Raw genomic sequence first — 24902 nt, 5'->3', positions numbered from 1 at the left:
TCTTCTCTTCAGCTATTGGCTTCATCAAGGCGTGCATCGGCTTCGCGCACCGCCTCGCAGAACTGGCGCATCAGCGCGGCGCTCTTGAGACCCTTGGCCTCCTCCACACCGGAGCTGACGTCAACGGCCCAGGGCCGGACCTGAAGAATCCCTTCGATCACATTTCCGGCATGCAACCCACCAGACAAAACGACTGGAGAGGGCACGTTTCTTGGAATGAGTGACCAATCGAATACCTTTCCGCCGCCGCCATAGCCCTCGACATGGGCGTCGAGCAGCAGGCCTTGGGCGCTGGAGAACTGAGACGCGAAGTCTAGCAAATCAAAGCCCGGCACCATGCGGGCGGCGCGCAGATAGGGGCGCGCCGCGCGCTCGCAGTCCGCCCTGCCCTCGTCGCCGTGGAACTGCAGCAGCATGTTTGGCAGAGCTTGCAGGCCGGCCGCCAGCTCGGCCGCGCCGGCATTGACGAACAGGCCCACCGGTGTCACGAAGGGCGGCAGGCGGCGCGCCAGCTCGGCCGCGCGGCCGGGCGTCACCGCGCGCGGGCTCTTGGCATAGAACACGAAGCCGATCGCATCGGCGCCGGCCTCGACGGCGGCGTCCACATCGGCCTCGCGGGTCAATCCACAGATCTTGATGCGGGTACGGCTCATGATGCGGGACTCGGTCAGGGCAGCCAGTCCATGGCCGCCGTCTTTTGCGGAAGGTTCAGTTCGGCATCGTAGTACGGGCCCACGAAATAGAGGCCGTCGGGCGCAAAGGTGGGTGCCGCCAGCTTGCGGTCGCGTGCGGCCAGCACCTCGGCCAGCCAGGCCACCGAGCGCGTGCCCGTGCCCACCGCCAGCAGGCAGCCCATGATGTTGCGCACCATGTGATGCAGGAAGGCCGAGGCATCGAATTCGAAGCGCCAGTAGGCGCCGCGCTTGTGGATCTCGATGGCGCGCAGGATCTTGATCGGCGAGGCCGCCTGGCACTCGGCCGAACGGAAGGAGCTGAAGTCGTGCTCGCCCAGCAGCACCTCGACGGCGGCGCGCATCGCGTCGCCGTCCAGCGGCCTGAAGATCCAGCCCGCCCCGCCCGACTCGATCGCCGGCCGCACCGCCGACTCCAGCAGCAGATAGGCATAGCGTCGGCCGCGCGCATGGTTGCGGGCGTGGAAATCGGCGCCGGGGAAGGCGCACCACTGGATGGCGATATCGGGCGGCAGATAACGGTTGCTGCCGCGTATCCAGGAGAAAGGCTCGCGCTCCACCTGGGCATCGAAATGCACCACCTGGTTCAGGCCATGCACGCCGGCATCGGTGCGGCCGGCGCAGATGGTGCGTATCGGGTGGGCGGCGAACTTGGCCAGGCCGCGCTCCAGCGCGTCCTGCACCGTCCCGCCGCCGGGCTGGCTCTGCCAGCCCTTGTAGGTCGTGCCCCGGTAACTCACTCCCAGCGCCACGCGCGTTGTCATCTTGTCCCCAAATGAAAGAAAAGGCGCCCGGTCGGCCCGGGCGCCTTGATTGTCGCTGCGCGCTTGCGCCGGCTTGTCAGCGCAACTCGTCCAGCATGGCCTGGGCCTTGGCCTTCAGCGCGCCGTCGGCCTTGGCGATCAGCTCCTGCAGCACATCGCGTGCGCCCTCGGTATCGCCGATCTGGCGGAACTCGTCGGCCAGTTCCAGCTGGCGCTGCAAGGGGTCGCCCTCGTCATCGCCCAAGGCATCCAGCGCATGGCTGAGTTGGTCGTCGGCCGTGCTGGCGGCCGTGGCCTCCTGCAACACGGCGTCGAAGTCGGCCGGCAAGCCTTCGTTCACCTGCGTCACTTCCGCCGCCGGCAGGGGTGCGCTCGGCTCGCTGGCGGGCAGGTCGAGATCGATGCCGGAGAGATCGAAGTCCAGCGAAGGCGCCGAAGCCTCGGCGGCCGGCGCCGGCGTGGCCGGTGCATCGAAATCGCCCAGATCGTTCAGGTCGAACTCCAGATCAGGGGCGGCCGCAGGCGCCGAGACGTCCAGATCCATGGCCAGCGGCGCCTGCTCCACCGTGGTGGCGAGGGCCTGGGTGGCGTCCATCGAAATGCTGCTGGCGGCGGGCGCGGGCGAGCCCAGATCCAGGTCCAGATCGAGGTCCAGCAGGCTGGACGGGCCGGGATCAACCGGCCGCTCGACCGGGGCCGTCGCCATATGCGCCACATTGGACGCCGGCAGGGTGCTGGCGTTCATGGGCTCGGGGCGCGCATCTTCCTCGCCGCTCACGGTGACGGGCGCACCGCCCGGCTGGTAAAGCGGGTTGTCCGAATCAATCTGGCGGCCCAGCTCCTGCGCACGCTCCCAATCCTCGCCCATGCCCTGGGTTTCGGCGTAGAGGTGCACCGCGAGCTGCTCAAAGCCCTTGGTGTCGCGGCGCTTGGCGTAGACCTCCAGCAGCTTGAGGCGGATGGCCAGCCGCTCGGGGTTGGCGCGCAGGGCTTCCTTGAGGATTTCCTCGGCCTGCAGATCGCGACCATAGGCCAGGTAGACGTCGGCCTCGGCGACCGGATCCACATCGCCGATGGCATCCAGCTGGCTGAGCGAATAGCTCATCGAGGACTGGCCGCTGGTGGAAGCGTCGCGGGTATCCACACGCTGCCCGCCGCTGGCGCCAAAGAACGAATCCGGCTGCATGCGGCTTTCGGTGAAGCCGGTCTCGGCATGCTGGGCGGGCTGCTTGCGCGAGCGCCAGCGCAGGAAGGCCGCACCGCCCAACAGCGCCAGCAGCGCGGCGCCGAGGGGCAGGATGTTGTCCATCAAGGTATCCATCACCCCGGGCGCCTCGGACATCGGAATGGCCGGCGCACTCGCCGCCGGCTTGGGCGGCATGGGCTTGGAGGCCGCGGGTGCCGGTGCAGACGCCTGCACCACCGGCGGCGGCGTCACCACGGCAGGTGCGACGACCGGCGCAGGGGCCGGCGCTGGCGCTGCGGCCGGCGCGGGGCTCGGTGCTGGCGTCGGTGCTGGCGTCGGCGCGGGCGCGGGCGCGGGCGCGGGCGCGGGTGCAGGTGCGGGGCTGGGCGCCGGTGCCGGCTTGGCCGCCGAGGACAGCTTCTTCAACTCCTCGACATTGCGCGTCAGCTCGGCCACACGGGTGGCGGAGTCCTTCTTCTCGGTCTCCTTGGACAGCTTGGCTTCAGTGCCGGAGGCGGACTTGCTGAGCGTCAGCTTGTCGGGTGTGGCGGCGGGCGCCGGCTTGCGGTCTTCCACCGCGGCCTGCACCTTGCCCTTGGCCTGGCGCGCGCTTTCCTGCGCTGCCATCTCGGGTGCACCGCTCGCCAGGCGCTGGCGATAACTGCTGAAGTCAGCGCTCTGCGCCTGTATCACCTGGCGGGCTTCGTCCGGGCCGATGGCCGCCAGCGTGTCACCGCCGGGCACCTGCAGCACCGCACCGGCCTTCAGCCGGTTCATGTTCTCGTTGATGAAGGCGTCCGGGTTGTTGCGGTACAGGCCCACCAGCATCTGGTCCAGCGAGACGCCGGGCGCCAGGGTCTTGCTGGCCACGCGCGACAGCGTGTCACCCGGCTTGACCGCATATTCGCTGGCGGACGCCGCGGCTACCGGCTTGGGTGCTGGCGCGGGCTTGGGCGCGGGCGCCTGCGGCTCGGGCTTGCTTTCCAGGCGCGGCTTCACCGGTGCGGCCGGCGGCACCGGCGCGGGCGCGCGGCTCGCCACCGGCGGCACCGCCGCGGGCTCGGCCGGCGTCGGCGCGATGACCGGCGCGGTGGCCACCTCGGCGGCCGGCTTGGGCGTGCCCGGCGGATCGAACAGCAAGGTGTATTCGCGCACCAGGCGGCCGCTGGCCCAGTTGATCTCGAGGATCACATCGACAAAAGGCTCCTGCACCGCGCGATCGCTGGCAATGCGCAGAAACGGCCGGCCATCGGCGCGGCGGCTCAGCTGCACCTGGGTGGCGCTGAGCACGGCGTTGTACTCGACACCCGCCGCCCGGTAGGACTCGGGCGGCGCGACACGCAGCTTCAGCGTGCCAGCCTCTTCCGACGTCAGGCTGGTGACATCGATCTCGGCCTTGAGCGTTTCGCCCAGAGACGATTGCACCGAGAGCCGACCGAGGCCGAGGCCCCAGGCGGTGGTGCTGGCCACGGCCAGAACAGCCACTGCCACATGGGTCAGGGCAAAGCGCGCATAAGCGCCAGGATGAGTATTCAAGGCGTCCCCCAAAGCAACAAGGCGGGCACCCCAGGGTGTCCGCCTGTCTAGACGATGTTTGTATTGCTGCTCGCAGCCTTCGCGATGCTGTCCCATGCGGTCAGACGACATGAAATCACAACAGCATCAAGCATATACGCTTGAGAGCTAAGGCAAAGGCTGAATACGAGGCTTGACAGCACCCTGATTCACCTCCCGTTACCAGCATGTGGCTTGCCGGCAACGAGGGGCGGGATCAGCCTGGGGTATTCACCGAGCGAGCAGGATGCGCAGCATGCGGCGCAGCGGCTCGGCCGCACCCCACAGCAACTGGTCGCCAATGGTGAAGGCACCCAGGTACTCGGGGCCCATGGCGAGCTTGCGAATGCGGCCCACCGGGATACTCATGGTGCCGGTCACGGCCACCGGGGTCAGGTCTTGCAGCGTCGCCTCGCGGTTGTTGGGCACCACCTTCACCCACTCGTTGTCGGCGGCAATCATGGCCTCGATCTCGTCCAGCGGCACGTTCTTCTTGAGCTTGAAGGTCAGGGCCTGGCTGTGGCAGCGCATCGCGCCCACGCGCACGCAGAAGCCGTCCACCGGAATCGCGGCCGAACCAAAGCCCTCGCCCATGCCGAGGATCTTGTTGGTCTCGGCCATGCCCTTCCACTCTTCCTTGGACTGGCCGTTGCCCAGATCCTTGTCGATCCAGGGAATCAGCGAGCCGCCCAGCGGCACGCCGAAGTTGGCGGTCTCGGTGGCGGAGAGTGCACGCTGCTTGGCGATCACACGGCGGTCGATCTCGAGGATGGCGCTCTTGGGATCGTCCAGCAGCGCCCTCACCTCGGCATTGAGCGTGCCGTACTGCGTCAGCAGCTCGCGCATATGCTGGGCGCCGCCGCCGGAGGCCGCCTGGTAGGTCTGAGTGCTCATCCACTCCACCAGGCCGGCCTTGTAGAGCGCGCCCACGCCCATCAGCATGCAGCTGACGGTGCAGTTGCCGCCGACCCAGTTCTTGCCGCCCTTGGCAAGCGCGTCCTTGATCACCGGCATATTGACCGGGTCGAGGATGATGACGGCGTCGCTGGCCATGCGCAGGGTGGAGGCGGCATCGATCCAGTGGCCGTTCCAGCCGGCGGCGCGCAGCTTGGGATAGACCTCGGTGGTGTAGTCGCCGCCCTGGGCGGTGATGATGATCTCGCAGCGCTTGAGCTGTTCGATATCGAAAGCGTTCTGCAGCTTGGTTTCGTTCTTGGCCTGGGCCGGGGCGGCGCCGCCGGCATTCGAGGTGCTGAAGAACAGCGGCTCGATCAGGTCGAAATCACGCTCAGCGCTCATGCGGTCCATGAGCACCGAGCCCACCATGCCGCGCCAGCCTACCAGTCCTACAAGTGTCGTCATCTGCTTACCTCTATCGCCCTAGAAAAGTTGAGAACTAAGCTCTTCCTTCCCCGGCTCGTGTCGCCGGGGATGCAGGGGCGAGACGAACCGGAGCTGAACTAGCTCTTAATGGTTTTGGTCATGGTGGTGATGGCGGCCACAACCGCATCACCCATCTCGCGCGTGCCCACCTTCTGGGTGCCCTCGCTCCAAATGTCCGCGGTGCGCAGACCTTGGGACAACACAGCACCAACGGCCGCCTCGATACGGGCGGCGGCTTCGGGCTGGCTGAGGGAGAACTTGAGCATCATGGCAGCTGACAGTATTGTAGCCAGCGGGTTTGCAACACCCTTACCGGCGATGTCAGGCGCGCTGCCATGGCTGGGTTCGTAAAGGCCCTTGTTGTTCTTGTCCAACGAGGCCGAGGGCAGCATGCCGATCGAGCCGGTGAGCATGGCCGCCTCGTCCGAGAGGATGTCGCCGAACATATTGCCGGTCACCACCACGTCGAAGCGCTTGGGTGCCTTCACCAGCTGCATCGCGGCGTTGTCCACATACATATGGTCCAGCTCCACGTCGGGATACTGGGCATGCACCTCGGTGACCACATCCTTCCAGAACTGGAAGGTCTCCAGCACATTGGCCTTGTCCACCGAGGTCACGCGCTTGTTGCGCTTGCGTGCGGCCTGGAAGGCCACATGGGCGATGCGCTCGATCTCCGGGCGCGAGTAGCGCATGGTGTCGAAGGCTTCCTCGCTGCCGGGGAAATGCCCATCCGCTGCGGTGCGGCGGCCGCGCGGCTGGCCGAAATAGATGTCTCCGGTGAGCTCGCGGATGATGAGGATGTCCAGGCCAGCCACCAGTTCGGGCTTGAGGCTGGAGGCATGGGTGAGCTGCTCGTAGCAGATCGCCGGGCGGAAGTTGGCAAACAGGCCCAGATGCTTGCGCAGGCCCAGGATGGCTTGCTCGGGGCGCAGCGCGCGTTCCAGCTTGTCGTACTTCCAGTCGCCCACGGCGCCGAACAGCACCGCGTCGGCGGCCTGGGCCAGCTTGAGCGTGGCCTCGGGCAACGGATGACCACTGGCCTCGTAAGCCGCACCGCCCACCGGGGCGGTTTCCAGTTCGAATTTCAGGTCGAGAACCTTCAGGACCTTGACCGCCTCGGCGACGATTTCGGTGCCGATGCCATCACCGGGCAGGACTGCGATTTTCATAGTCGATTCATCCGATCAGACGGTTGTTCAGCCAGGGCTTGGTGGCGATGCGCTCGGCCTCATAGGCCTTGATCTTGTCGGCATGGCGCAGGGTCAGGCCGATGTCGTCGAAGCCGTTCAGCAGGCAGAACTTGCGGAAGGCCTGCACCTCAAAGGGCAGCTCGCTGCCATCGGGCTTCAACACCACCTGGCGCTCCAGATCCACGCTCAGCTGGTAGCCCGGGAAGGCCGCCACCTCGTCGAACAGCCGCGCCACCTGGGCCTCGGGCAGCACGATGGGCAGCACGCCGTTCTTGAAGCAGTTGTTGAAGAAGATGTCGGCGAAGCTGGGTGCGATCAGTGCGCGGAAGCCGTATTGCTCCAGCGCCCAGGGCGCATGCTCGCGGCTGGAGCCGCAGCCGAAGTTGCTGCGCGCGATCAGGATCGAGGCGCCCTGGTAGCGCGCCTGGTTCAGCACGAAGTCCGGGTTGAGCTTGCGCGTGGCCGGGTCCTGGCCGGGCTCGCCATGGTCCAGGTAGCGCCATTCGTCGAACAGATTGGGGCCGAAGCCGCTGCGCTTGATCGACTTGAGGAACTGCTTGGGGATGATGGCATCGGTGTCGACGTTGTCGCGATCCATCGGGGCCACCAGGCCCTTGTGCACGGTGAACTTTTCCATCATGAAATCCTGCGAACGTCAACGAAATGGCCCTGCATCGCGGCGGCCGCGGCCATCGCTGGGCTGACCAGATGGGTGCGCCCGCCAGCGCCCTGGCGGCCTTCGAAATTGCGGTTGCTGGTGGATGCACAGCGCTCGCCCGGTTCCAGGCGATCGGCATTCATCGCCAGGCACATCGAGCAACCGGGCTCGCGCCACTCGAAGCCGGCCGCCTTGAAGACCTGGTCCAGCCCTTCGACCTCGGCCTGCGCCTTGACCAGCCCTGAGCCGGGCACCACCAGCGCGAGCTTCACATTGCTGGCGATCTTGCCACCCAGGCGCCGCACCACCGCGGCGGCCTCGCGCATGTCCTCGATGCGGCTGTTGGTGCAGGAGCCAATGAAGACCTTGTCGATGCGGATGTCGTTGATGGCCTTGTTGGGCTCCAGGGCCATGTACTGCAGGGCGCGCTCGATGGCGCCGCGCTTGACGGCGTCCTTCTCCTTGTCGGGATCGGGCACGCGGTCCTCGATGGAGAGCACCATCTCCGGCGAGGTGCCCCAGGTGACCTGCGGGCGGATCTGCGCCGCGTCCAGTTCCACCACAGCATCAAAATGCGCACCCGCGTCGGAATGCAGGCTGCGCCAATAGGCCACGGCCTGTTCCCACTCCACCCCCGCAGGGCTGAAGGGCCGGCCCTTGCAGTAGTTGATGGTGGTCTCGTCCACCGCGATCAGGCCGGCACGCGCGCCCGCCTCGATGGCCATATTGCAGACCGTCATGCGGCCTTCCATGCTGAGCGCGCGGATTGCCGAGCCGGCGAATTCGATCGTGTAGCCGGTGCCGCCCGCCGTGCCGATCTTGCCGATGATGGCCAGCACGATGTCCTTGGCGCCCACGCCGGGCATGACCTGACCCTCGACGCGGATCAGCATGTTCTTGGCCTTCTTGGCCAGCAGCGTCTGCGTGGCCAGCACATGCTCCACCTCGGAGGTGCCGATGCCATGTGCCAGCGCGCCGAAGGCACCATGGGTGGAGGTGTGGCTGTCGCCGCAGACCACCGTCATGCCGGGCAAGGTGGCGCCCTGCTCCGGGCCGATCACATGCACGATGCCCTGGCGCTTGTCGTTCATCTTGAACTGGGTCAGGCCATGGCGGTCGCAGTTCTTGTCCAGGGTGTCGACCTGCAGCTTGGAGATGGGGTCGGCAATGCCCTGGCTGCGGTCGGTGGTGGGCACGTTGTGGTCGCTCACCGCCAGATTGGCCGAGAGTCGCCAGACCTTGCGGCCGGCCAGATCCAGACCTTCGAAGGCCTGCGGGCTGGTGACCTCGTGCACCAGATGGCGGTCGATATAGAGCACGGCCGTGCCGTCGTCTTCGGTATGCACGACATGCTCATCCCAGAGCTTGTCGTAAAGGGTACGTGCGGTCATCTCAGTCATCCTTCACAGGCAATGAATCCTTGGCGGGTGGCGGGCACAGCTGGTCCACGAAGCGCTGCACCACCATGGGCAGGCGCTCCTGGCGCGCCACCGCCAGCACATAGTCGCGCTGCGCCCAGTCCTCGTCCAGGCGCAGGGCTTTCAAGTCGAACACGCGGGCAAAGCGCTCGGCCGGCCCGCCCGGCAGCACGGCCACGCCCAGCCCGGCTTCCACCAGCTGGGCAATCGCGTCGAAGCCGCGCACCTGCAGGCGCGCATTCAGCGTGCGGCCGCGCGCCACCGCCTGCTCGATCATCATGTCCTGGGCCGCGGCGCCGGCGTGCAGGCCGATCAGGTCGTAGTCCAGCAGGTCGTCGAAGCTGACCGCGCTGCGCTTGGACAGCGCATGCCCCTTGGGCACCAGCACGGCCAGGCGGCCCTGGCGGTAGGTCCAGGTCTGCAGGCGGTTGTCCAGCAGCGGCGCGGTGAACACGCCCACATCGGCGCGCCCTTCGGCCACCGCGGCCTGCACCTCGGCGCTGGTGAGGTCTTCCAGGCTGATGCGGATCTGCGGGTGCGCTTGAGAGAAGGCCACCAGGTCGGGCGGCAGGCATTCGGCGATCGAGCCGGCATTGGCGGCGATGCGCAGATGGCCCTTGATGCCACGCGCAAACTCCACCACCTCGCTCTCCAGCGCATGCAGGGAGGCATGCAGGGCGCGGATATGGCGCACCAGGGCGCGGCAGGCCTCGGTGGGCTCGACGCCGCGGGCGCGGCGCTCGAACAGCTGCACGCCCAGGCGCGACTCCAGGTCGGAAAGCCGCTTGCTGGCCGCCGCCAGCGCCAGGTGTTCGCGCTCGGCGCCGCGCGTGATGGAGCGCGTCTGCTCGATCGCGAGCACCAGATTGAGGGTGGTGAGGTCCATGCGCATCGCTTTTGCTACCTCATTCCGGCTGCAGGCCCGCGGCCTGCACCGCCTTGGCCCATTTGAGCGTTTCCTTGGCGGCGAACAGGCCCAGCTCGGCCGGCGTGCTGGGCGTCAGCTCGAAGCCGGCGAGGGTCAGGCGTTGCCTGACGCCGGCATCGGCCAGCGCCGCCCTCACCCATTTATTCATCTGCGCCAGCACCGGCTCGGGCGTGCCGGCCGGCGCATAGATGGCAAACCAGGCCGTCATCTCGAAACCGGGCACGGCCTGCGCCAGCGGCGGCACCGCGGGCAGCATGGCGTGGGGCCTGGCCGAGGTCACCGCCAGCGCGCGCAGCTTGCCGGCCTTGACCTGCGGCACCGCCGAGGCCAGGTCCGCAAACACCAGCTGGATGGTGCCGCCGATGGTGTCGGTCATGGCCGGCTGCACGCCCTTGTAGGGCACGTGGGTCAGGGCCAGCTTGTTGGCGCTGACCAGGGCATGGCCGGGAATCAGGCTGCCGCTGGAGCCCGAGCCCCAGGCCAGCTGGTTGGGATGGGCCCTGGCGTGGCCGACAAAGCCGGCCAGCGAGTCGGCCGGTACGGCTGGGTTCACCAGCATCACGAAAGGGATCTCCGCCAGCCGCGCGACCGGCGCGAAATCCTTGATCGGGTCATAGGGCAGCTTGCGATACAGCGAGGCGTTCGCCGCATGCGTGGTGCTGGTGGCGATGAAGAAGCTGTAGCCGTCGGGCGCGGCCTTGGCGGCCGCGGCACTGCCCAGCAGGCCGTTCGCCCCCGGCTTGTTCTCGATCACGATGGCCTGGCCGGCCTGGCGGGCGATGTGCTCGGCCAGCACGCGCGCCAGCTGATCGGTGGCGCTGCCGGCCGGAAACGCCACCAGCCAGTTGATGCTGCGCTGCGGATAAGCGGCCGCTTGCGCCAGCCCCACCAGCAGCAGCCCGGCCGCGACGAGAAGGTGCGCGGCAAGACGGGCTGAGTGAACGGAGCGGAGCATGGGACTGCAATTTAGCCTTCGCCGAAGGCCGGCAACTACCTAAGCCGCCAAACAACCCTTCGCCGTTTGCGAAGTTTACAGGCCCAGCATGTCCTTGGCCACCGCCTCGGCCACCTCGATGCCGTCCACGCCGGCCGACATGATGCCGCCCGCGTAGCCGGCCCCCTCGCCGGCCGGGAACAGGCCGGCCACGTTCAGGCTCTGGTAGTTCTTGCCGCGCGTGATGCGCAGCGGCGAGGAGGTGCGGGTCTCGACCCCGGTGAGCACCGCATCGGCCATGGAGAAGCCGCGGATCTGGCGCTCGAAGGCCGGCAAGGCCTCGCGGATCGCCTCCAGCGCGTACTCGGGCAGGCTGCCACGGCCCTTCTGCTGCAGGTCGGTGAGCGTGACGCCCGGCTTGTAGCTGGGCATGACGTTGCCGAACTCGCGGCTGCGCTGGCGCTTGATGAAGTCACCCACCAGGGCGCCCGGGGCCTTGTAGCCGCCCTCGCCCAGCTCATAGGCGCGCGACTCCCAGATGCGCTGGAAGGCCATGCCGTCAAGCGGGCTCACCGGGCCCTCGCTCTTGCCATCCTGCCGGTAATCCTGCGGCGAGATGCCCACCACGATGCCGGCGTTGGCATTGCGCTCGTTGCGCGAATACTGGCTCATGCCATTGGTGACCACGCGCTCGGGCTCGGAGGTGGCGGCCACCACCGTGCCGCCGGGGCACATGCAGAAGCTGTAGACCGAGCGGCCATTGCTGGCATGGTGCACCAGCTTGTAGTCGGCCGCGCCCAGGATGGGGTTGCCGGCGTTGGGGCCGAAGCGCGCCGCGTCGATGATGCTTTGCGGATGCTCGATGCGGTAGCCGATCGAGAAGGGCTTGGCCTCCATGTGGACGCCACGCTCGTGCAGCATCTGGAAGGTGTCGCGCGCGCTGTGGCCCAGGGCCAGCACCACCTGGTCGGTGCGGAGCTGCTCGCCGGAGGCGAGCGTGACGCCACGCACCTGTTTGCCGCCCGGGCCCTGTTCAATCAGCAGGTCGGTGACCTTCTGCTCGAAGCGGATCTCGCCGCCCAGGGCCTCGATCTCGGCGCGCATCTTGATCACCATGCTGACCAGGCGGAAGGTGCCGATGTGCGGCTTGCTGACGAACAGGATCTCCTCGGGCGCACCGGCCTTGACGAACTCGTTCAGCACCTTGCGCGTCAGATGGCGCGGGTCGGAGATCTGGCTCCAGAGCTTGCCGTCCGAGAAGGTGCCGGCGCCGCCCTCGCCAAACTGCACATTCGATTCGGGGTTCAGCTCGCCCTGGCGCCACAGGCCCCAGGTGTCCTTGGTGCGCTCGCGCACCTGCTTGCCGCGCTCCAGCACGATGGGGCGCAGGCCCATCTGGGCCAGGATCAGGGCGGCGAAGATGCCACAGGGGCCGAAGCCGATCACCACCGGGCGCGGGCGCGCGCCGGCATAGAAGTCCGCCGGCAGCTGGCCGACGAACTTGTAGTCCATGTCCGGCGTGGGCTTCACATGCGCATCGCCGGCAAAACGGGCCAGCAGCGCGGCCTCATCCGCCACCTCGCAATCCACGGTGTAGATCAGCACCATGGCGCTCTTCTTGCGCGCGTCGTAGCTGCGCTTGAAGATCGTGAAATTCTTCAGCTGCCCATCCTTGAGCCCCAGGCGCGCCAGCACGGCGGGGCGCAGCGCGTCCTCGGCATGGTTGAGCGGCAGGCGGAGTTCGGTGAGTCGCAGCATGGCAGAAGGTTAAGGTAGAAAGACACAGGCCCCGCGCAAGGCTGGGGCCTGTTCATCAGATTCGGGGCGTCATCGGCAGCGCCGATGAGCCGCTCGGCTTCAGCCGCCCTTGTGGGGACGCTTGCCGGGGTTCTTCTTGCTGCGGGTGTGCGAGCCGCGCTCGAGGCTGATCTTCTGGCCGCGGCCGGTGGTCAGGGTCACGCCAGCGGTGGCGGCGGGACGGGGGGAAGCACGGCGCATGGCCTCGGTGACGATCTTGTTGCCCATTGATGGCTCCGGTACGAGAAATGAATGCGGGATTTTAGTGCATGAACCAAGCGAATCTTCAGAGGCGCGCGCCGCGGCCCTGTTAACCTGCGCCCAGCGAACCTGGCGGCTGCATCGGAGAGGCCTTGAACGAGTTGTCTGAATTGCCGTCGACCACTGCATTTGAGACGGGCCCGGCGCCCGCGCAGGCGCAATGGGACAGCGATGCCCAGGGTCAGATCTTGCGCCTGGCGGGCGATTGGCGCGGCCGGGCAAGCCTGCCCGCCCCGCCCCAACTTGCTGATACGACCGCCGGCAGCCACTGGCGCATCGACGGCAGTGCCATCAGCCATTTCGACAGCCAGCTGGCTGCCGCGCTCTGGGCCCTGGGCAAGCACAGCGGCAGGCCGCTGGACACCAGCCAGCTGCCGGCCGGCCTGCGCGGCATCCTGGCGCTGGCCGCCAGCAGCCCGGGCAACAGAGGAGGCGCCGCCAGCGCCGCCCCGCGCAGCCGCCGCTCGCGCTGGCTCACCCAGATCGGCCTGAACTGGCTTGCGCGCCTGACCCGCACCAAGACCACGCTGGGCTTCGTCGGTGAGGTGCTGCAGGCGCTGCTCCGGACGCTGCGCGGTGGCAGCGCGATGCGCGGCGAGGACCTGGCGCTGCAGTTGCACGCCACCGGCCCCGCCAGCCTGCCGATCGTCTCGCTGGTGAGCTTTCTGGTCGGCCTCATCATTGCCTATATGGGCGCGGCCCAGCTGCAGCGCCTGGGCGCCGAGGCCTTCATGGCCGATCTGGTGACGATCGGCGTGGTGCGCGAGATCGCCGCGCTGATGACCGGCATCATTCTTTCGGGCCGCGTGGGCGCGGCCTTCGCCGCCCAGCTCGGCAGCATGCAGGCCAACGAGGAAGTGGACGCGCTGCGCGCCATGGGGCTGAACCCGGTCGAGCATCTGGTGCTGCCGCGCGTGCTGGCAATGGCCCTGATGGCGCCGCTGCTGACCACCTATGCGGCCGTCGTCGGCATGGGCGCCGGCCTGCTGGTGGCCGTGGGCATCTACCAGGTCGAGATGCTGGACTATCTCTACCGCAGCTCGCAGGCCCTGACCCTGGCCCATGCCGGCATCGGCCTGCTCAAGGGCACGGTGTACGCCATCCTGGTGGCGCTGGCGGGCTGCCGCCAGGGCCTCAACGCCGGCCGCAGCGCCCAGGCGGTGGGCGACGCCACCACCGCGGCGGTGGTGCAGGCCATCGTCTGGATCGTGGTGGCGGCCTCGGCGCTGACCATCATGTTCCAGCGCCTGGGGTGGTGATGGCAGCGCCTGCCCAAGCCCTGCTGCGCGCCGAGGGCCTGAGCCTGGCCGTGGCCGGCCGGCTGATTCAGAGAGAGCTCAACTTCGACGTGCGGCGCGGCGAGATCCTGGTGCTGATGGGTGGCAGCGGCTGCGGCAAGAGCACCCTGATGCGCCATCTGATCGGCCTGCAGACGCCCGCCGCGGGCCGCGTGCTCTATGGCGACATCGACCTGGCCGAAGCCGGCGAGGAGCAGCTCGCCGGCCTGCGCCGCCAATTCGGCGTGATGTTCCAGGCCGGCGCATTGTGGAGCTCGATGACGGTGGGCGAGAACGTGATGCTGCCGCTGCGCGAGTTCACCGAGCTGGACGACGATGCCGCCGAGCAGCTGGCGCGCTTCAAGCTGGCCCTGGTGGGGCTGGACGGCGCCTTCGACGAGTCGCCCGCGGCGCTCAGCGGTGGCATGAAGAAGCGCGCGGCGATCGCGCGCGCCATGGCCCTGGACCCGCCCCTCCTGTTCCTGGACGAGCCCTCGGCGGGCCTGGACCCCCTCACCTCGGCACGCCTGGACGAGCTGATCCTGAACTTGCGCGATCATCTGGGCACCAGCATCGTGCTGGTCACGCATGAGCTGGACAGCATCTTCGCGGTGGCCGACCGCGCCCTGTTTCTCGATGCCAAGGACAAGACCATGATCGCGCTGGACGCACCGCGCCAATTGCTGGAAACCGGACCCGACACGGTGCGCGCCTTCCTGCGCCGGAAAGAGCGGCCATGAGAAAGCGCCACGGCCACCCGGCCCTGCTGGGCCTGTTCATCGTCAGCGCACTGATCATGCTGTTCGTCGCCGTGTTCGTGATCGCCGGCGGCAAGCTGCTGGGCGGCAAGCAGAAGGTGGTGATGTATTTCAACGGCTCCATCTACGGCCTGCAGGTGGGCGCGCCGGTGGTGTTCCGCGGCGTGCGGCTGGGCAGCGTCAGCTCCATCGGCGTGGCCTACGACCGCGCCCACAACGAGGTCTCCATTCCCGTGGTGGCCGAGCTCGAGCGCGACATGCTGGGCAACCTCACCGGCGACCACCAGCCCGGCACCGTGGTGGCCTCGATGAACGCCCTGGTCGCGCGCGGCCTGCGCGCCCAGCTGGCGATGCAGAGCCTGCTCACCGGCCAGCTCTATGTGGACCTGGACTTCCGCCCCGGCAAGCCGCTCGCCGCCAGCGGCGAGGAAGAGCGCGCCGAGATCGAGATCCCCACCGTCACCACGCCGCTGCAGGACCTGAAGAACCAGGTCGACGGCCTGGACATCAAGCGCCTGGTGGGCGACCTTTCCGCCATCGCCAGCTCGGGCCGCCGCCTGCTGGAAGGGCCCGAACTGAGCCACGCGGTGAAGGACATCGAGGCGGTGGCGACGAATCTGCGCCGGCTCACCGAGCAGCTCGACCGCCGCTTCGGGCCGCTGGCCGACGCCACCCTCGGCACGCTGGAGGCCACCAAGCAGGCGATGGAGCGCATGAACAAGGCCGCCGTCTCGGTGGACGATACCGCCGAGCGCGTTGGCAAGACCTTCAACCCGGACGGCCCGATGGTGAAGGACTTGCAGCGCAGCGCCCAGGAGCTGACACGCGCCGCCGCCGCGCTGGCCGATGCGGCGCAGGACGACGCGCCGCTGAACCAGAACCTGCAGCGCGCGCTGAAAGATGTCTCGCAGGCCGCACGCGCGCTGCGCGAGCTGGCCGACACCCTGGACCAGCAGCCCGAATCCGTCTTGAAGGGGCGTCGATGATGAACAAGCCTTGGATTCTTGCGGGCCTGCTGCTGGCCCTGCTCGGCGGCTGCAGCAGCTCGCCGCCGATCCAGCTCTACCAGCTGCGCGCCGATGCGCCCGCCGTGCAGGGTGAGGCCGCGAGCGGCGTCGCCAGCGCGGTCTGGGCGCTGGGCCCCGTGCAGATGCCCGAGTACCTGGACCGCGACGCCATCGTGCGGCCCAGCGGCCAGGCCAGCCTGCAGCACAACCCCTCGCAGCGCTGGGCCGAGCCCTTGCGCGATGCGCTGCCGCGCCTGCTGGCGCAAGACCTGGCGCGCCTGCGCGGCGCGGCGCAGGTCTGGCGCATGCCGGTGCCGCCGGGCGTGCAGGTGGACCGCCAGCTGCGCGTGGACGTGCAGCGCCTGGACGCCAGCACCGATGGCCGCAGCGTGGTGCTGCAGGCGCGCTGGACCCTGGTGGACCCGAGCGGCAAGAGCAGGCCCACGGTGAGCGAGCGGCGCTTCGAGGTGGACGCCGGCGATGGCAGCATGGACGCCCTGGTGAGCGCGCATCGCAGCGCGCTGTGGCAGCTGGCGCAGGCGATCGCCGCCGCGCCCTGAATCAGCCCAGCGCCGCCGCCACCTCGGGCGGCGCCTGCACCAGCTCGATCAACACGCCCTCCCCGCCGATCGGGAACTCGTCGTTGCTCTTGGGGTGGATGAAGCAGATGTCGTAGCCGGCCGCGCCCTTGCGGATGCCGCCGGGGGCAAAGCGCACGCCGTTGGCGGCCATCCACGCCACCGCCTTGGGCAGATCGTCCACCCACAGGCCCACATGGTTGAGCGGCGTGGTGTGCACGGCCGGCTTCTTCTCGGGGTCCAGCGGCTGCATCAGGTCCACCTCGACCTTGTGCGGGCCGCTGCCGATGGCGCAGATGTCCTCGTCGACGTTCTCGCGCTCGGACACGAAGTTGCCGGTGACCGTGAGGCCCAGCACCTCCACCCACAGCTTGCGCAAGGCCTGCTTGTCGGGGCCGCCGATGGCGATCTGCTGGATGCCGAGGATCTTGTAGGGCTTGGCTGCGCTGCTCATCACTCGAACCTCAGGATGGCTTGGTCGACCGACAGGCTCTCGCCCGTCTTGGCCAGCACCTCGGCGATCTTCACGTCCTGCGTGGCCAGCAGGATGTTCTCCATCTTCATGGCCTCGATCACCGCCAGGCGTTCGCCGGCCTGCACGATCTGGCCCGGCTGGGCAGCGATCTGCACCAGCAGGCCCGGCATCGGCGAGAGCAGGAACTTGCTGGTGTCGGGCGGCGCCTTGTAAGGCATCAGCTCATGCAGGGCCGCGGCGCGCGGGCTCAGCAGCATCACCTCGATGGCCGTGCCGTTGTGGGTGAGCTTGTAGGCCAGCGGGTTCTTGGCCGCGCCGCGCTCGGCCTGGGCCACAAAAGGCTGGCCGTTCACCGTGCCGGTCAGGCGGATGTCGTTCAGGCGCGAGCGGCATTCGATGCGGTAGGTATTGGCGCCGATCTGCACGCTGGCGCGGCCGGCCTGGCCGGCGAACTCCGAGACATGCAACTCGTGCCACTGGTACTCGCCGGCCCCCTCGTTCACCACCGCGACATAGTCGCTCTCCACCTGCAGCTCATGGCCCGCCAGCTGGCCGCTGATGCCGGCCGCGCGTTCGCGCGTCTTGCGGCGGATGAAGGCACCCAGGGCCACCAGGAAGAGCGGATCGTCGTGCGGCACATCCTCGGCGCGGAAGCCGCCGGCGTAATGCTGGGCAATGAAGCCGGTATTGAAATTGCCGCTGACGAAGTCCGGGTGCGCCAGCAGCGCGGCCTGGAAGGGGATGTTGCTGGAGATGCCGCGGATCACGAAGCCGTTGAGCGCCTCGCGCATCTTGGCAATCGCATCGTTGCGATCCTTGCCGTGCACGATCAGCTTGGCGATCATCGAGTCGTAGAACATCGGGATCTCGCCGCCCTCGTAGACGCCGGTATCCACGCGCACGCCACCGAACTCGCCGTTCTCGTAGGCGGCGCCCTGCAGGGTCTCGCGGCCCTGCTCCAACGCCGCCTCAGGCGGCTGGTACTTCACCAGCCGGCCGGTGGAGGGCAGGAAGTTGCGGAACGGATCCTCGGCGTTGATGCGGCACTCGATGGCCCAGCCCTCGCGCTTGATCTCCGCCTGCTTGAACGGCAGCGGCAGGCCAGCGGCCACGCGGATCATCTGCTCCACCAGGTCCACGCCGGTGATGCACTCGGTGACCGGATGCTCCACCTGCAGGCGGGTGTTCATCTCCAGGAAGTAGAAGCTCTGGTCCTTGCCGACCACGAACTCCACCGTGCCGGCGCTCTGGTACTTCACCGCCTTGGCCAGGGCCACGGCCTGCTCGCCCATGGCCTTGCGCGTCGCCTCGCTGATGAAGGGCGACGGCGCCTCCTCGATGACCTTCTGGTGGCGACGCTGGATCGAGCATTCGCGCTCATGCAGATAGACCACATTGCCCTGGCTGTCGCCCAGCACCTGGATCTCGATATGGCGCGGTTCCTCGACGAACTTCTCCATGAAGACGCGGTCGTCGCCAAAGCTGTTGCGCGCCTCGTTGCGGCAGGAGGTGAAGCCCTCGAAGCATTCCTTGTCGTTGAAGGCCACGCGCAGGCCCTTGCCACCGCCGCCGGCGCTGGCCTTGATCATCACCGGATAGCCGATGCCCTGGGCGATCTTCACCGCCTCCTCGGCCGCCAGGATGGGCTCGTTGTGGCCGGGGATGGTGTTGACCTTGGCCTCGTTGGCGAGCTTCTTGGAGGCGATCTTGTCACCCATCGCCGCGATCGAGTAATGCTTGGGGCCGATGAAGGCGATGCCCTCTTCCTCGACGCGGCGCGCGAATTCCTCGTTCTCGCTCAGGAAGCCATAGCCCGGGTGGATGGCCTGGGCGCCGGTCTGCTTGGCGGCAGCGATGATCTTGTCGGCCACCAGATAGGACTCGCGCGAGGGCGCCGGGCCCAACAGCACGGCCTCGTCGGCCAGCTCGACATGGCGGGCGTCCTTGTCGGCCTCGGAATACACGGCCACCGTCTTGATGCCCAGCTTCTGGGCCGTCTTGATGACGCGGCAGGCGATCTCGCCACGGTTGGCAATCAGAATCTTCGTGAACATGTTCTTGTCTCCTGCTTGCCTCAGAGGGGAATGTTGCCGTGCTTGCGCCACGGGTTCTCAAGCTTCTTGTCCTTCAGCATCGCCAGGCTGCGGCTGATGCGCCGCCTGGTCTCATGCGGCTGGATCACGTCGTCGATGAAGCCGCGCGCGCCGGCCACGAAGGGGTTGGCGAAGCGGGCCTTGTACTCGGCCTCCTTGGCCGCCAGCTTCGCCGGATCGCCCTTGTCCTCGCGGAAGATGATCTCCACCGCACCCTTGGCGCCCATCACCGCGATCTCGGCGTTCGGCCAGGCGAAGTTGACGTCGCCGCGCAGGTGCTTGGAGGCCATCACGTCATAGGCGCCGCCATAGGCCTTGCGGGTGATCACGGTGACCTTGGGCACGGTGCACTCGGCATAGGCGTAGAGCAGCTTGGCGCCATGCTTGATGATGCCGCCGTACTCCTGGCTGGTGCCGGGCATGAAGCCGGGCACATCGACGAAGGTGATCACCGGGATGTTGAAGGCATCGCAGAAGCGCACGAAGCGCGCCGCCTTGATGCTGCTCTTGATGTCCAGGCAGCCGGCCAGCACCAGGGGCTGATTCGCCACGATGCCCACCGTCTGGCCCTCCATGCGCGCCATGCCGATGATGATGTTCTTGGCGTAGTCGGGCTGCAGCTCGAAGAAGTCGCCATCGTCGACCGTCTTGAGGATCAGCTCCTTCATGTCGTAGGGCTTGTTGGCGTTGTCGGGCACCAGGGTGTCCAGCGACATGTCGACGCGGTTGCCTGGATCGCCGCTGGGGCGCGTGGGCGCCTTCTCGCGGTTGTTGAGCGGCAGGTAGTTGAAGAAGCGCCGCAGCATCAGGATGGCTTCGACGTCGTTGTCGAAGGACAGGTCGGCCACGCCGCTCTTGCTGGTGTGCGTGCCGGCGCCGCCCAGTTCCTCGGCGGTCACTTCCTCGTGCGTCACCGTCTTCACCACCTCGGGGCCGGTGACGAACATATAGGAGGAGTCCTTCACCATGAAGATGAAGTCGGTCATGGCCGGCGAATAGACCGCGCCACCGGCGCAGGGGCCCATGATCATGCTGATCTGCGGGATCACGCCCGAGGCCATCACATTGCGCTGGAACACATCGGCGTAGCCGCCCAGCGACGCCACGCCCTCCTGGATGCGCGCGCCGCCCGAATCGTTCAGGCCGATCACCGGCGCACCGACCTTCATGGCCTGGTCCATCACCTTGCAGATCTTCTCGGCATGGGCCTCGCTGAGGGCGCCGCCGAACACGGTGAAGTCCTGGCTGAAGGCAAAGGCCAGGCGGCCGTTGATGAGGCCGTAGCCCGTCACCACGCCGTCGCCCGGGATCTTGTTGTCGGCCATGCCGAAGTCCACGCAGCGGTGCTCGACGAACATGTCCCATTCCTCGAAGCTGCCCTCGTCGAACAGCAGTTCCAGCCGTTCGCGCGCGGTCAGCTTGCCCTTGGCATGCTGGGCGGCAATGCGCTTCTCGCCACCGCCCAGGCGCGCCTTGGCACGCTTTTCTTCAAGCATTTGTTGGATGTCATGCATGGTCTTGGTCTCCACGGAAGAAGGTCGCCAGCAGCTCGCGGGCTGCGGTCGAGGGCGCGAGGCGGCCGGTCAGCACGCGCTCGGTCGTTTCGTTCAGCGCGGCCCGCACGGCCGGCGCCTCGGAAAATTCATGTTTCAGGCCCGCCTGGATGCGCTCCCACATCCAGGCCAGGGCCTGCTGCTGGCGCTTGGCGGCAAAGCGGCCATTGGCCTGCTGCAGGGCCTTGAACTGCATCACCAGGTCCCAGAAGCGGTCCAGCCCCGCGGCCTTGAGGGCGCTCAGCTGCATCACCTGGGCATGCCATTGCTGCGCATCGTGCGCCACATGGTCGGGGCGGTGGTGCAGGCCCAGGAGGCGCAGCGACGAGGCGATCTGCGCCTCGGCGCGCGTGGCGGCGGCGGCGTCGATGTCGGCCTTGTTGATCACCACCAGGTCGGCCAACTCCATCACGCCCTTCTTGATGGCCTGCAGGTCGTCGCCGGCGTTGGGCAGCTGCAGCAGCACATACATATCCGTCATGCCGGCCACCGCGGTCTCGCTCTGGCCCACGCCGACGGTCTCGACGATGACAATGTCATAGCCGGCCGCCTCGCACACCAGCATGGCCTCGCGCGTCTTCTCGGCCACGCCGCCCAGGGTGCCGCTGCTGGGGCTGGGGCGGATGTAGGCGCGCTCGTCCATGGAGAGATGCTCCATGCGGGTCTTGTCGCCCAGGATCGAACCGCCCGAGACGCTGCTGGAGGGGTCCACCGCCAACACCGCCACGCGGTGGCCGCGCGCGATCAGCATCAGGCCCAGGGCCTCGATGAAGGTGCTCTTGCCCACGCCCGGCACGCCCGAGATGCCCAGGCGCAGCGATTTGCCGCTGTACGGCAGCAGCCCGGTCAGCAGGGCATCGGCCTGGGCGCGGTGGTCGGCGCGGGTGGACTCCAGCAGGGTGATGGCCTTGGCCATGGCCCGGCGCTGCATGGCGCCCGGCTCGCCCAGGATGGAGGCGCCCAGATTCCTCATCATCTCGGCGCGCTCCAGCGGTAGTCGATGTCGAAGTCGCTCTCGCCAGTGACGACGAAACCGTGGCGCAGGTAGAAGCGGTTGGCGTCGCTGAGCTTGAGGGCCGAGAGGGTCACGTCTTGCCCATGTGCCTTCACCCAGTCCAGCGCCCAGGCGCCCACGCCCTGCCCTTGCGCGCCGGGCTGGATATAGAGGTGTTCCAGGCGCAGCGCGTCGGCCTGCGGCTTCACGGTCAGAAAACCGATGCGCTGCCCGTCCCGCTCGATATGTCGCATCGCCGCCGGCTCGAACTGGCTGGCCAGACGCTCACGCGCACGCTGCGGGTCGAAGCGGCCCAGCCGCTCCAGGCTGGGCTGCAGCGCCGCGATGCGCAGGGCCAGCATGGACTCGAAGTCCTCGGCCTGCACGGGAGTCAGCGCCAGTGGCATCAGGCCGCCACGGCTTGGCGAATCTGCTCCAGCACATCCTTGGCGCTGGCCGGGATCGGCGTGCCGGGGCCGTAAATACCCTTCACGCCGGCCTCATAGAGCTGTTCATAGTCCTGCGCCGGGATCACGCCACCCACGAACACGATGATGTCGTCGGCGCCCTGCTTCTTGAGCTCGGCGATGATGGCCGGCACCAGGGTCTTGTGGCCGGCGGCGAGCGTGGAGACACCCACCGCATGCACATCGTTCTCGATCGCCTGGCGGGCGCATTCCTCGGGGGTCTGGAACAGCGGGCCCATGTCGACGTCGAAGCCCAGATCGGCATAGGCGGTGGCCACCACCTTGGCGCCGCGGTCATGGCCGTCCTGGCCCAGCTTGGCGATCATCACGCGCGGGCGGCGCCCCTGATCGTCGGCAAAGGCCTTGATCTCCTCCTGCAGCTTGGCCCAGCCCTCGGCCGAGTCGTAGGCCGCGGCATAGACGCCGGTGACCTTCTGCGTGTCGGCGCGGTGGCGGCCGTAGACGGCTTCCAGCGCATCGGACACCTCGCCGACGGTGGCGCGCAGGCGGATCGCCTGGATGGACAGATCGAGCAGATTGCCCTGGCCCGACTGGGCGGCGTCGGTCAAGGCCTTGAGCGCGGCCTGCACCGCCGCGCCATCGCGCTTGGCCTTGATGGCATTCAGGCGCGCGATCTGGCCGTCGCGCACACGCACGTTGTCCACATCCAGGATCTCGATCGGATCCTGCTTTGATAACTTGTACTTGTTGACGCCCACGATCACGTCCTTGCCCGAATCGATGCGCGCCTGCTTCTCGGCCGCGCTGGCCTCGATCTTGAGCTTGGCCCAGCCGCTGTCCACCGCGCGGGTCATGCCGCCCATGGCCTCGACCTCCTCGATGATGGCCCAGGCCTTGTCGGCCATGTCCTGGGTCAGCGATTCCATCATGTAGCTGCCGGCCCAGGGGTCGATCACATTGGTGATGTGGGTTTCTTCCTGGATGATCAGCTGGGTGTTGCGGGCGATGCGGGCGCTGAACTCGGTGGGCAATGCAATCGCCTCGTCCAGCGAGTTGGTGTGCAGCGATTGCGTGCCGCCGAACACCGCGGCCATCGCCTCGATGGTGGTGCGCACCACATTGTTGTAGGGGTCCTGCTCGGTCAGGCTCCAGCCCGAGGTCTGGCTGTGCGTGCGCAGCATCAGGCTCTTCGGGTTCTTGGCGTTAAAGCCCTTCATGATCCGGCACCACAGCAGGCGCGCGGCGCGCATCTTGGCGATCTCCAGATAGAAGTTCATGCCCACCGCCCAGAAGAAGGACAGGCGGCCGGCGAAGTCGTCCACGTCCATGCCCTTGGCGATGGCGGTCTTCACATACTCCTTGCCGTCGGCCAGCGTAAACGCCAGCTCCAGCGCCTGGTTGGCGCCGGCTTCCTGCATGTGATAGCCCGAGATCGAGATCGAGTTGAACTTCGGCATCTTCGCTGCCGTGTACTCGATGATGTCGCCGATGATCTTCATCGACGGCTCGGGCGGGTAGATATAGGTGTTGCGGACCATGAACTCCTTGAGGATGTCGTTCTGGATGGTGCCGCTCAACTTGTCCTGCGCAACGCCCTGCTCCTCGGCCGCCACCACATAGCCGGCCAGCACCGGCAGCACCGCGCCGTTCATGGTCATCGAAACCGAGACCTTGTCGAGCGGGATGCCGTCGAACAGGATCTTCATGTCCTCCACCGAGTCGATCGCCACGCCGGCCTTGCCGACGTCGCCGGTCACGCGCGGATGGTCGCTGTCGTAGCCGCGGTGGGTGGCGAGGTCAAAGGCCACCGACACGCCCTGACCGCCGGCGGCCAGCGCCTTGCGATAGAAGGCATTGCTCTCCTCGGCGGTGGAAAAGCCGGCGTACTGGCGGATCGTCCAGGGGCGCACCGCATACATGGTGGCCTGCGGGCCGCGCAGAAAGGGCTCGAAGCCGGGCAAGGTGTCGGCATGCGGCAGGTTCGCCGTGTCGGCCGCGGTATAGAGCGGCTTGACGGTCAGGCCCTCGGGTGTGTGCCAGTTCAGGGCCGCCACATCGCCACCCGGGGCCGACTTGGCGGCCGCCTTGTGCCATTGCTCCAGGCTGGCGGGCGTGAACTCGGTGGGCGCGTTGGCGGACGGGGACTTGCTTGCTTCAGACATGTTCGACTCCTGCGGACCCGGCATCATACCGTTTCCGTTATTCATAATTATGAATGCAAAATTTGACTACACTCTGACGCGTCATGCCCGCCACCTCCTCCGCCCAGCCTTCTGCCAGCCTGGCCCCTCGTGCCCTCTACCAGGAGGTGGCCGAGCGCCTGCGCCAGCAGATCTATGGCCGCGAGCTGGAGCCCGGCGCATGGATCGACGAGCTCAAACTCTGCAAGGAGATGGGCATCAGCCGCACCCCCATGCGCGAGGCACTCAAGGTCCTGGCGGTGGAAGGCCTGGTCACGATGAAGGTGCGCCGGGGCGCTTATGTCACCGAACTGTCGGAACGCGACGTCCGCGAAGCCTACCAACTGCTGGCCCTGCTGGAAAGCGATGCCGCCGGCGAAGTGGCGCGCAAGGCCGACGCCCGGCAACTGGCGGAATTGCAGCACCTGCATGAGCAGCTGGAAGCACGGCTCGCCGACCGCGATCAGTTCTTCGCCGCCAACGAGGAATTCCATCGCAAGCTGCTGGAGATCGACGACAACCGCCTGCGCCAGCACCTGGTCAGCGATCTGCGCCGCATCATCAAGCTGAACCGCCACCACTCGCTGTTCAAGGCAGGGCGCCTGCTGGACTCGCTGCAGGAGCATCGCGAGCTGATGGCGGAACTCGCCGCGCGCTCGCCCGCCAGGGCCACCGAACTGATGCGGCTGCACTTTCAGAACGGTCTGGCCGCCGCCCAGATTCCGGCCTGAGCCTCGCCAGCCTGCGGCGGAACTTGAGGGCCCAACCCTCCGATATCGGCAGGCCGGCGT

The 24902-nt window shown here is 67.6% G+C and carries 22 protein-coding genes; 5 read left to right on the top strand and 17 right to left on the bottom strand.

Annotated features, from left to right (window positions below; genetic code table 11):
- Positions 1 to 8 precede the first annotated feature (8 nt).
- The 11 genes from PFX98_RS18760 to PFX98_RS18710 all read right to left on the bottom strand — a co-directional run bounded on the left by PFX98_RS18760 (position 9) and on the right by PFX98_RS18710 (position 12735).
- On the bottom strand, positions 9 to 653 hold the full coding sequence (locus tag PFX98_RS18760; RefSeq protein ID WP_285232016.1) for a phosphoribosylanthranilate isomerase: 645 nt from the start codon (positions 651 to 653) through the stop codon (positions 9 to 11).
- 14 nt (positions 654 to 667) lie between these two features.
- Entirely contained in the window at positions 668 to 1456 is a 789-nt protein-coding gene (truA, locus tag PFX98_RS18755) for a tRNA pseudouridine(38-40) synthase TruA (protein WP_285232015.1), read from the bottom strand.
- 76 nt (positions 1457 to 1532) lie between these two features.
- Positions 1533 to 4133 (bottom strand): motility hub landmark protein FimV, encoded by a 2601-nt coding sequence (locus tag PFX98_RS18750; RefSeq protein ID WP_285232014.1) that lies wholly within the window; start codon positions 4131 to 4133, stop codon positions 1533 to 1535.
- Between the two features lie 294 nt (positions 4134 to 4427).
- Positions 4428 to 5558 (bottom strand): aspartate-semialdehyde dehydrogenase, encoded by a 1131-nt coding sequence (asd, locus tag PFX98_RS18745; protein WP_285232013.1) that lies wholly within the window; start codon positions 5556 to 5558, stop codon positions 4428 to 4430.
- 98 nt (positions 5559 to 5656) lie between these two features.
- Entirely contained in the window at positions 5657 to 6751 is a 1095-nt protein-coding gene (leuB, locus tag PFX98_RS18740) for a 3-isopropylmalate dehydrogenase (RefSeq protein ID WP_285232012.1), read from the bottom strand.
- Positions 6752 to 6758: 7 nt separating this feature from the next.
- Positions 6759 to 7409 carry a 3-isopropylmalate dehydratase small subunit gene (leuD, locus tag PFX98_RS18735; protein ID WP_285232011.1) on the bottom strand — a complete coding sequence of 217 codons (651 nt, stop codon included), beginning with the start codon at positions 7407 to 7409 and terminating at the stop codon, positions 6759 to 6761.
- On the bottom strand, positions 7409 to 8821 hold the full coding sequence (gene leuC / locus PFX98_RS18730) for a 3-isopropylmalate dehydratase large subunit (protein ID WP_285232010.1): 1413 nt from the start codon (positions 8819 to 8821) through the stop codon (positions 7409 to 7411). Before leuC ends, leuD begins: the two co-directional genes overlap by 1 nt.
- Position 8822: 1 nt before the next feature.
- Positions 8823 to 9734, bottom strand: coding sequence for a LysR family transcriptional regulator (locus PFX98_RS18725; RefSeq protein ID WP_285232009.1), 912 nt, complete (start codon positions 9732 to 9734; stop codon positions 8823 to 8825).
- 19 nt (positions 9735 to 9753) lie between these two features.
- Positions 9754 to 10731 (bottom strand): Bug family tripartite tricarboxylate transporter substrate binding protein, encoded by a 978-nt coding sequence (locus tag PFX98_RS18720; protein ID WP_285232008.1) that lies wholly within the window; start codon positions 10729 to 10731, stop codon positions 9754 to 9756.
- Between the two features lie 75 nt (positions 10732 to 10806).
- The gene (locus tag PFX98_RS18715) at positions 10807 to 12468 is read right to left on the bottom strand and encodes an NAD(P)/FAD-dependent oxidoreductase (RefSeq protein WP_285232007.1); all 1662 of its coding nucleotides are present in this window, start codon (positions 12466 to 12468) and stop codon (positions 10807 to 10809) included.
- 99 nt (positions 12469 to 12567) lie between these two features.
- Positions 12568 to 12735, bottom strand: a complete 168-nt coding sequence (locus PFX98_RS18710) for a hypothetical protein (RefSeq protein ID WP_285232006.1) — start codon at positions 12733 to 12735, stop codon at positions 12568 to 12570.
- 125 nt (positions 12736 to 12860) lie between these two features.
- Here PFX98_RS18710 and PFX98_RS18705 point away from each other — a divergent pair, with 125 nt between their 5' ends.
- From PFX98_RS18705 to PFX98_RS18690, 4 genes are read left to right on the top strand one after another with little or no spacing between them, the layout of a single operon-like run.
- Positions 12861 to 14027, top strand: a complete 1167-nt coding sequence (locus PFX98_RS18705) for an MlaE family ABC transporter permease (RefSeq protein WP_285232005.1) — start codon at positions 12861 to 12863, stop codon at positions 14025 to 14027.
- Complete coding sequence (locus PFX98_RS18700) at positions 14027 to 14785, top strand: ABC transporter ATP-binding protein (RefSeq protein ID WP_285232004.1); 759 nt, start codon at positions 14027 to 14029, stop codon at positions 14783 to 14785. Before PFX98_RS18705 ends, PFX98_RS18700 begins: the two co-directional genes overlap by 1 nt.
- A complete protein-coding gene (locus PFX98_RS18695) occupies positions 14782 to 15789 on the top strand; it encodes an MlaD family protein (protein WP_285232003.1) in 1008 nt (335 codons plus the stop codon). Before PFX98_RS18700 ends, PFX98_RS18695 begins: the two co-directional genes overlap by 4 nt.
- On the top strand, positions 15786 to 16370 hold the full coding sequence (locus tag PFX98_RS18690; RefSeq protein ID WP_285232002.1) for a PqiC family protein: 585 nt from the start codon (positions 15786 to 15788) through the stop codon (positions 16368 to 16370). The genes PFX98_RS18695 and PFX98_RS18690 overlap by 4 nt, the downstream gene beginning before the upstream one ends.
- Before the next feature lies 1 nt (position 16371).
- Here the strand turns inward: PFX98_RS18690 and PFX98_RS18685 are convergent, their stop codons facing one another.
- Genes PFX98_RS18685 through scpA form a run of 6 tightly spaced genes read right to left on the bottom strand, consistent with a single transcriptional unit; the run spans position 16372 to position 24093 of the window.
- Complete coding sequence (locus PFX98_RS18685; RefSeq protein WP_285232001.1) at positions 16372 to 16842, bottom strand: VOC family protein; 471 nt, start codon at positions 16840 to 16842, stop codon at positions 16372 to 16374.
- A complete protein-coding gene (locus tag PFX98_RS18680) occupies positions 16842 to 18917 on the bottom strand; it encodes an acetyl-CoA carboxylase biotin carboxylase subunit (RefSeq protein ID WP_285232000.1) in 2076 nt (691 codons plus the stop codon). The genes PFX98_RS18685 and PFX98_RS18680 overlap by 1 nt, the downstream gene beginning before the upstream one ends.
- A 20-nt stretch (positions 18918 to 18937) precedes the next feature.
- Complete coding sequence (locus PFX98_RS18675; protein ID WP_285231999.1) at positions 18938 to 20470, bottom strand: acyl-CoA carboxylase subunit beta; 1533 nt, start codon at positions 20468 to 20470, stop codon at positions 18938 to 18940.
- Positions 20463 to 21485, bottom strand: coding sequence for a methylmalonyl Co-A mutase-associated GTPase MeaB (gene meaB, locus PFX98_RS18670; protein WP_285231998.1), 1023 nt, complete (start codon positions 21483 to 21485; stop codon positions 20463 to 20465). The genes PFX98_RS18675 and meaB overlap by 8 nt, the downstream gene beginning before the upstream one ends.
- A complete protein-coding gene (locus tag PFX98_RS18665; protein ID WP_285231997.1) occupies positions 21482 to 21910 on the bottom strand; it encodes a GNAT family N-acetyltransferase in 429 nt (142 codons plus the stop codon). The genes meaB and PFX98_RS18665 overlap by 4 nt, the downstream gene beginning before the upstream one ends.
- On the bottom strand, positions 21910 to 24093 hold the full coding sequence (gene scpA / locus PFX98_RS18660) for a methylmalonyl-CoA mutase (RefSeq protein WP_285231996.1): 2184 nt from the start codon (positions 24091 to 24093) through the stop codon (positions 21910 to 21912). Before scpA ends, PFX98_RS18665 begins: the two co-directional genes overlap by 1 nt.
- Positions 24094 to 24176: 83 nt before the next feature.
- Here scpA and PFX98_RS18655 point away from each other — a divergent pair, with 83 nt between their 5' ends.
- Positions 24177 to 24842 carry a GntR family transcriptional regulator gene (locus PFX98_RS18655; protein WP_285231995.1) on the top strand — a complete coding sequence of 222 codons (666 nt, stop codon included), beginning with the start codon at positions 24177 to 24179 and terminating at the stop codon, positions 24840 to 24842.
- Positions 24843 to 24902 lie beyond the last annotated feature (60 nt).

The organism is Paucibacter sediminis (assembly GCF_030254645.1).
Taxonomy (GTDB): domain Bacteria; phylum Pseudomonadota; class Gammaproteobacteria; order Burkholderiales; family Burkholderiaceae_C; genus Paucibacter_B; species Paucibacter_B sediminis.
This window is presented reverse-complemented; position numbering and strand designations above follow the sequence as displayed.

Bases quoted from the DNA above. Each gene is read 5' to 3' on its own strand.
- PFX98_RS18675 (WP_285231999.1), bottom strand. From the start codon at position 20,470: ATGCATGACATCCAACAAATGCTTGAAGAAAAGCGTGCCAAGGCGCGC.
- PFX98_RS18715 (WP_285232007.1), bottom strand. From the start codon at position 12,468: ATGCTGCGACTCACCGAACTCCGCCTGCCGCTCAACCATGCCGAGGAC.
- PFX98_RS18720 (WP_285232008.1), bottom strand. From the start codon at position 10,731: ATGCTCCGCTCCGTTCACTCAGCCCGTCTTGCCGCGCACCTTCTCGTC.
- truA (WP_285232015.1), bottom strand. From the start codon at position 1,456: ATGACAACGCGCGTGGCGCTGGGAGTGAGTTACCGGGGCACGACCTAC.
- asd (WP_285232013.1), bottom strand. From the start codon at position 5,558: ATGACGACACTTGTAGGACTGGTAGGCTGGCGCGGCATGGTGGGCTCG.
- PFX98_RS18665 (WP_285231997.1), bottom strand. From the start codon at position 21,910: ATGCCACTGGCGCTGACTCCCGTGCAGGCCGAGGACTTCGAGTCCATG.
- PFX98_RS18760 (WP_285232016.1), bottom strand. From the start codon at position 653: ATGAGCCGTACCCGCATCAAGATCTGTGGATTGACCCGCGAGGCCGAT.
- PFX98_RS18655 (WP_285231995.1), top strand. From the start codon at position 24,177: ATGCCCGCCACCTCCTCCGCCCAGCCTTCTGCCAGCCTGGCCCCTCGT.
- PFX98_RS18700 (WP_285232004.1), top strand. From the start codon at position 14,027: ATGGCAGCGCCTGCCCAAGCCCTGCTGCGCGCCGAGGGCCTGAGCCTG.
- PFX98_RS18680 (WP_285232000.1), bottom strand. From the start codon at position 18,917: ATGTTCACGAAGATTCTGATTGCCAACCGTGGCGAGATCGCCTGCCGC.
- PFX98_RS18695 (WP_285232003.1), top strand. From the start codon at position 14,782: ATGAGAAAGCGCCACGGCCACCCGGCCCTGCTGGGCCTGTTCATCGTC.
- PFX98_RS18690 (WP_285232002.1), top strand. From the start codon at position 15,786: ATGATGAACAAGCCTTGGATTCTTGCGGGCCTGCTGCTGGCCCTGCTC.
- leuB (WP_285232012.1), bottom strand. From the start codon at position 6,751: ATGAAAATCGCAGTCCTGCCCGGTGATGGCATCGGCACCGAAATCGTC.
- leuC (WP_285232010.1), bottom strand. From the start codon at position 8,821: ATGACCGCACGTACCCTTTACGACAAGCTCTGGGATGAGCATGTCGTG.
- PFX98_RS18710 (WP_285232006.1), bottom strand. From the start codon at position 12,735: ATGGGCAACAAGATCGTCACCGAGGCCATGCGCCGTGCTTCCCCCCGT.
- leuD (WP_285232011.1), bottom strand. From the start codon at position 7,409: ATGGAAAAGTTCACCGTGCACAAGGGCCTGGTGGCCCCGATGGATCGC.
- PFX98_RS18685 (WP_285232001.1), bottom strand. From the start codon at position 16,842: ATGAGCAGCGCAGCCAAGCCCTACAAGATCCTCGGCATCCAGCAGATC.
- scpA (WP_285231996.1), bottom strand. From the start codon at position 24,093: ATGTCTGAAGCAAGCAAGTCCCCGTCCGCCAACGCGCCCACCGAGTTC.
- meaB (WP_285231998.1), bottom strand. From the start codon at position 21,485: ATGATGAGGAATCTGGGCGCCTCCATCCTGGGCGAGCCGGGCGCCATG.
- PFX98_RS18725 (WP_285232009.1), bottom strand. From the start codon at position 9,734: ATGGACCTCACCACCCTCAATCTGGTGCTCGCGATCGAGCAGACGCGC.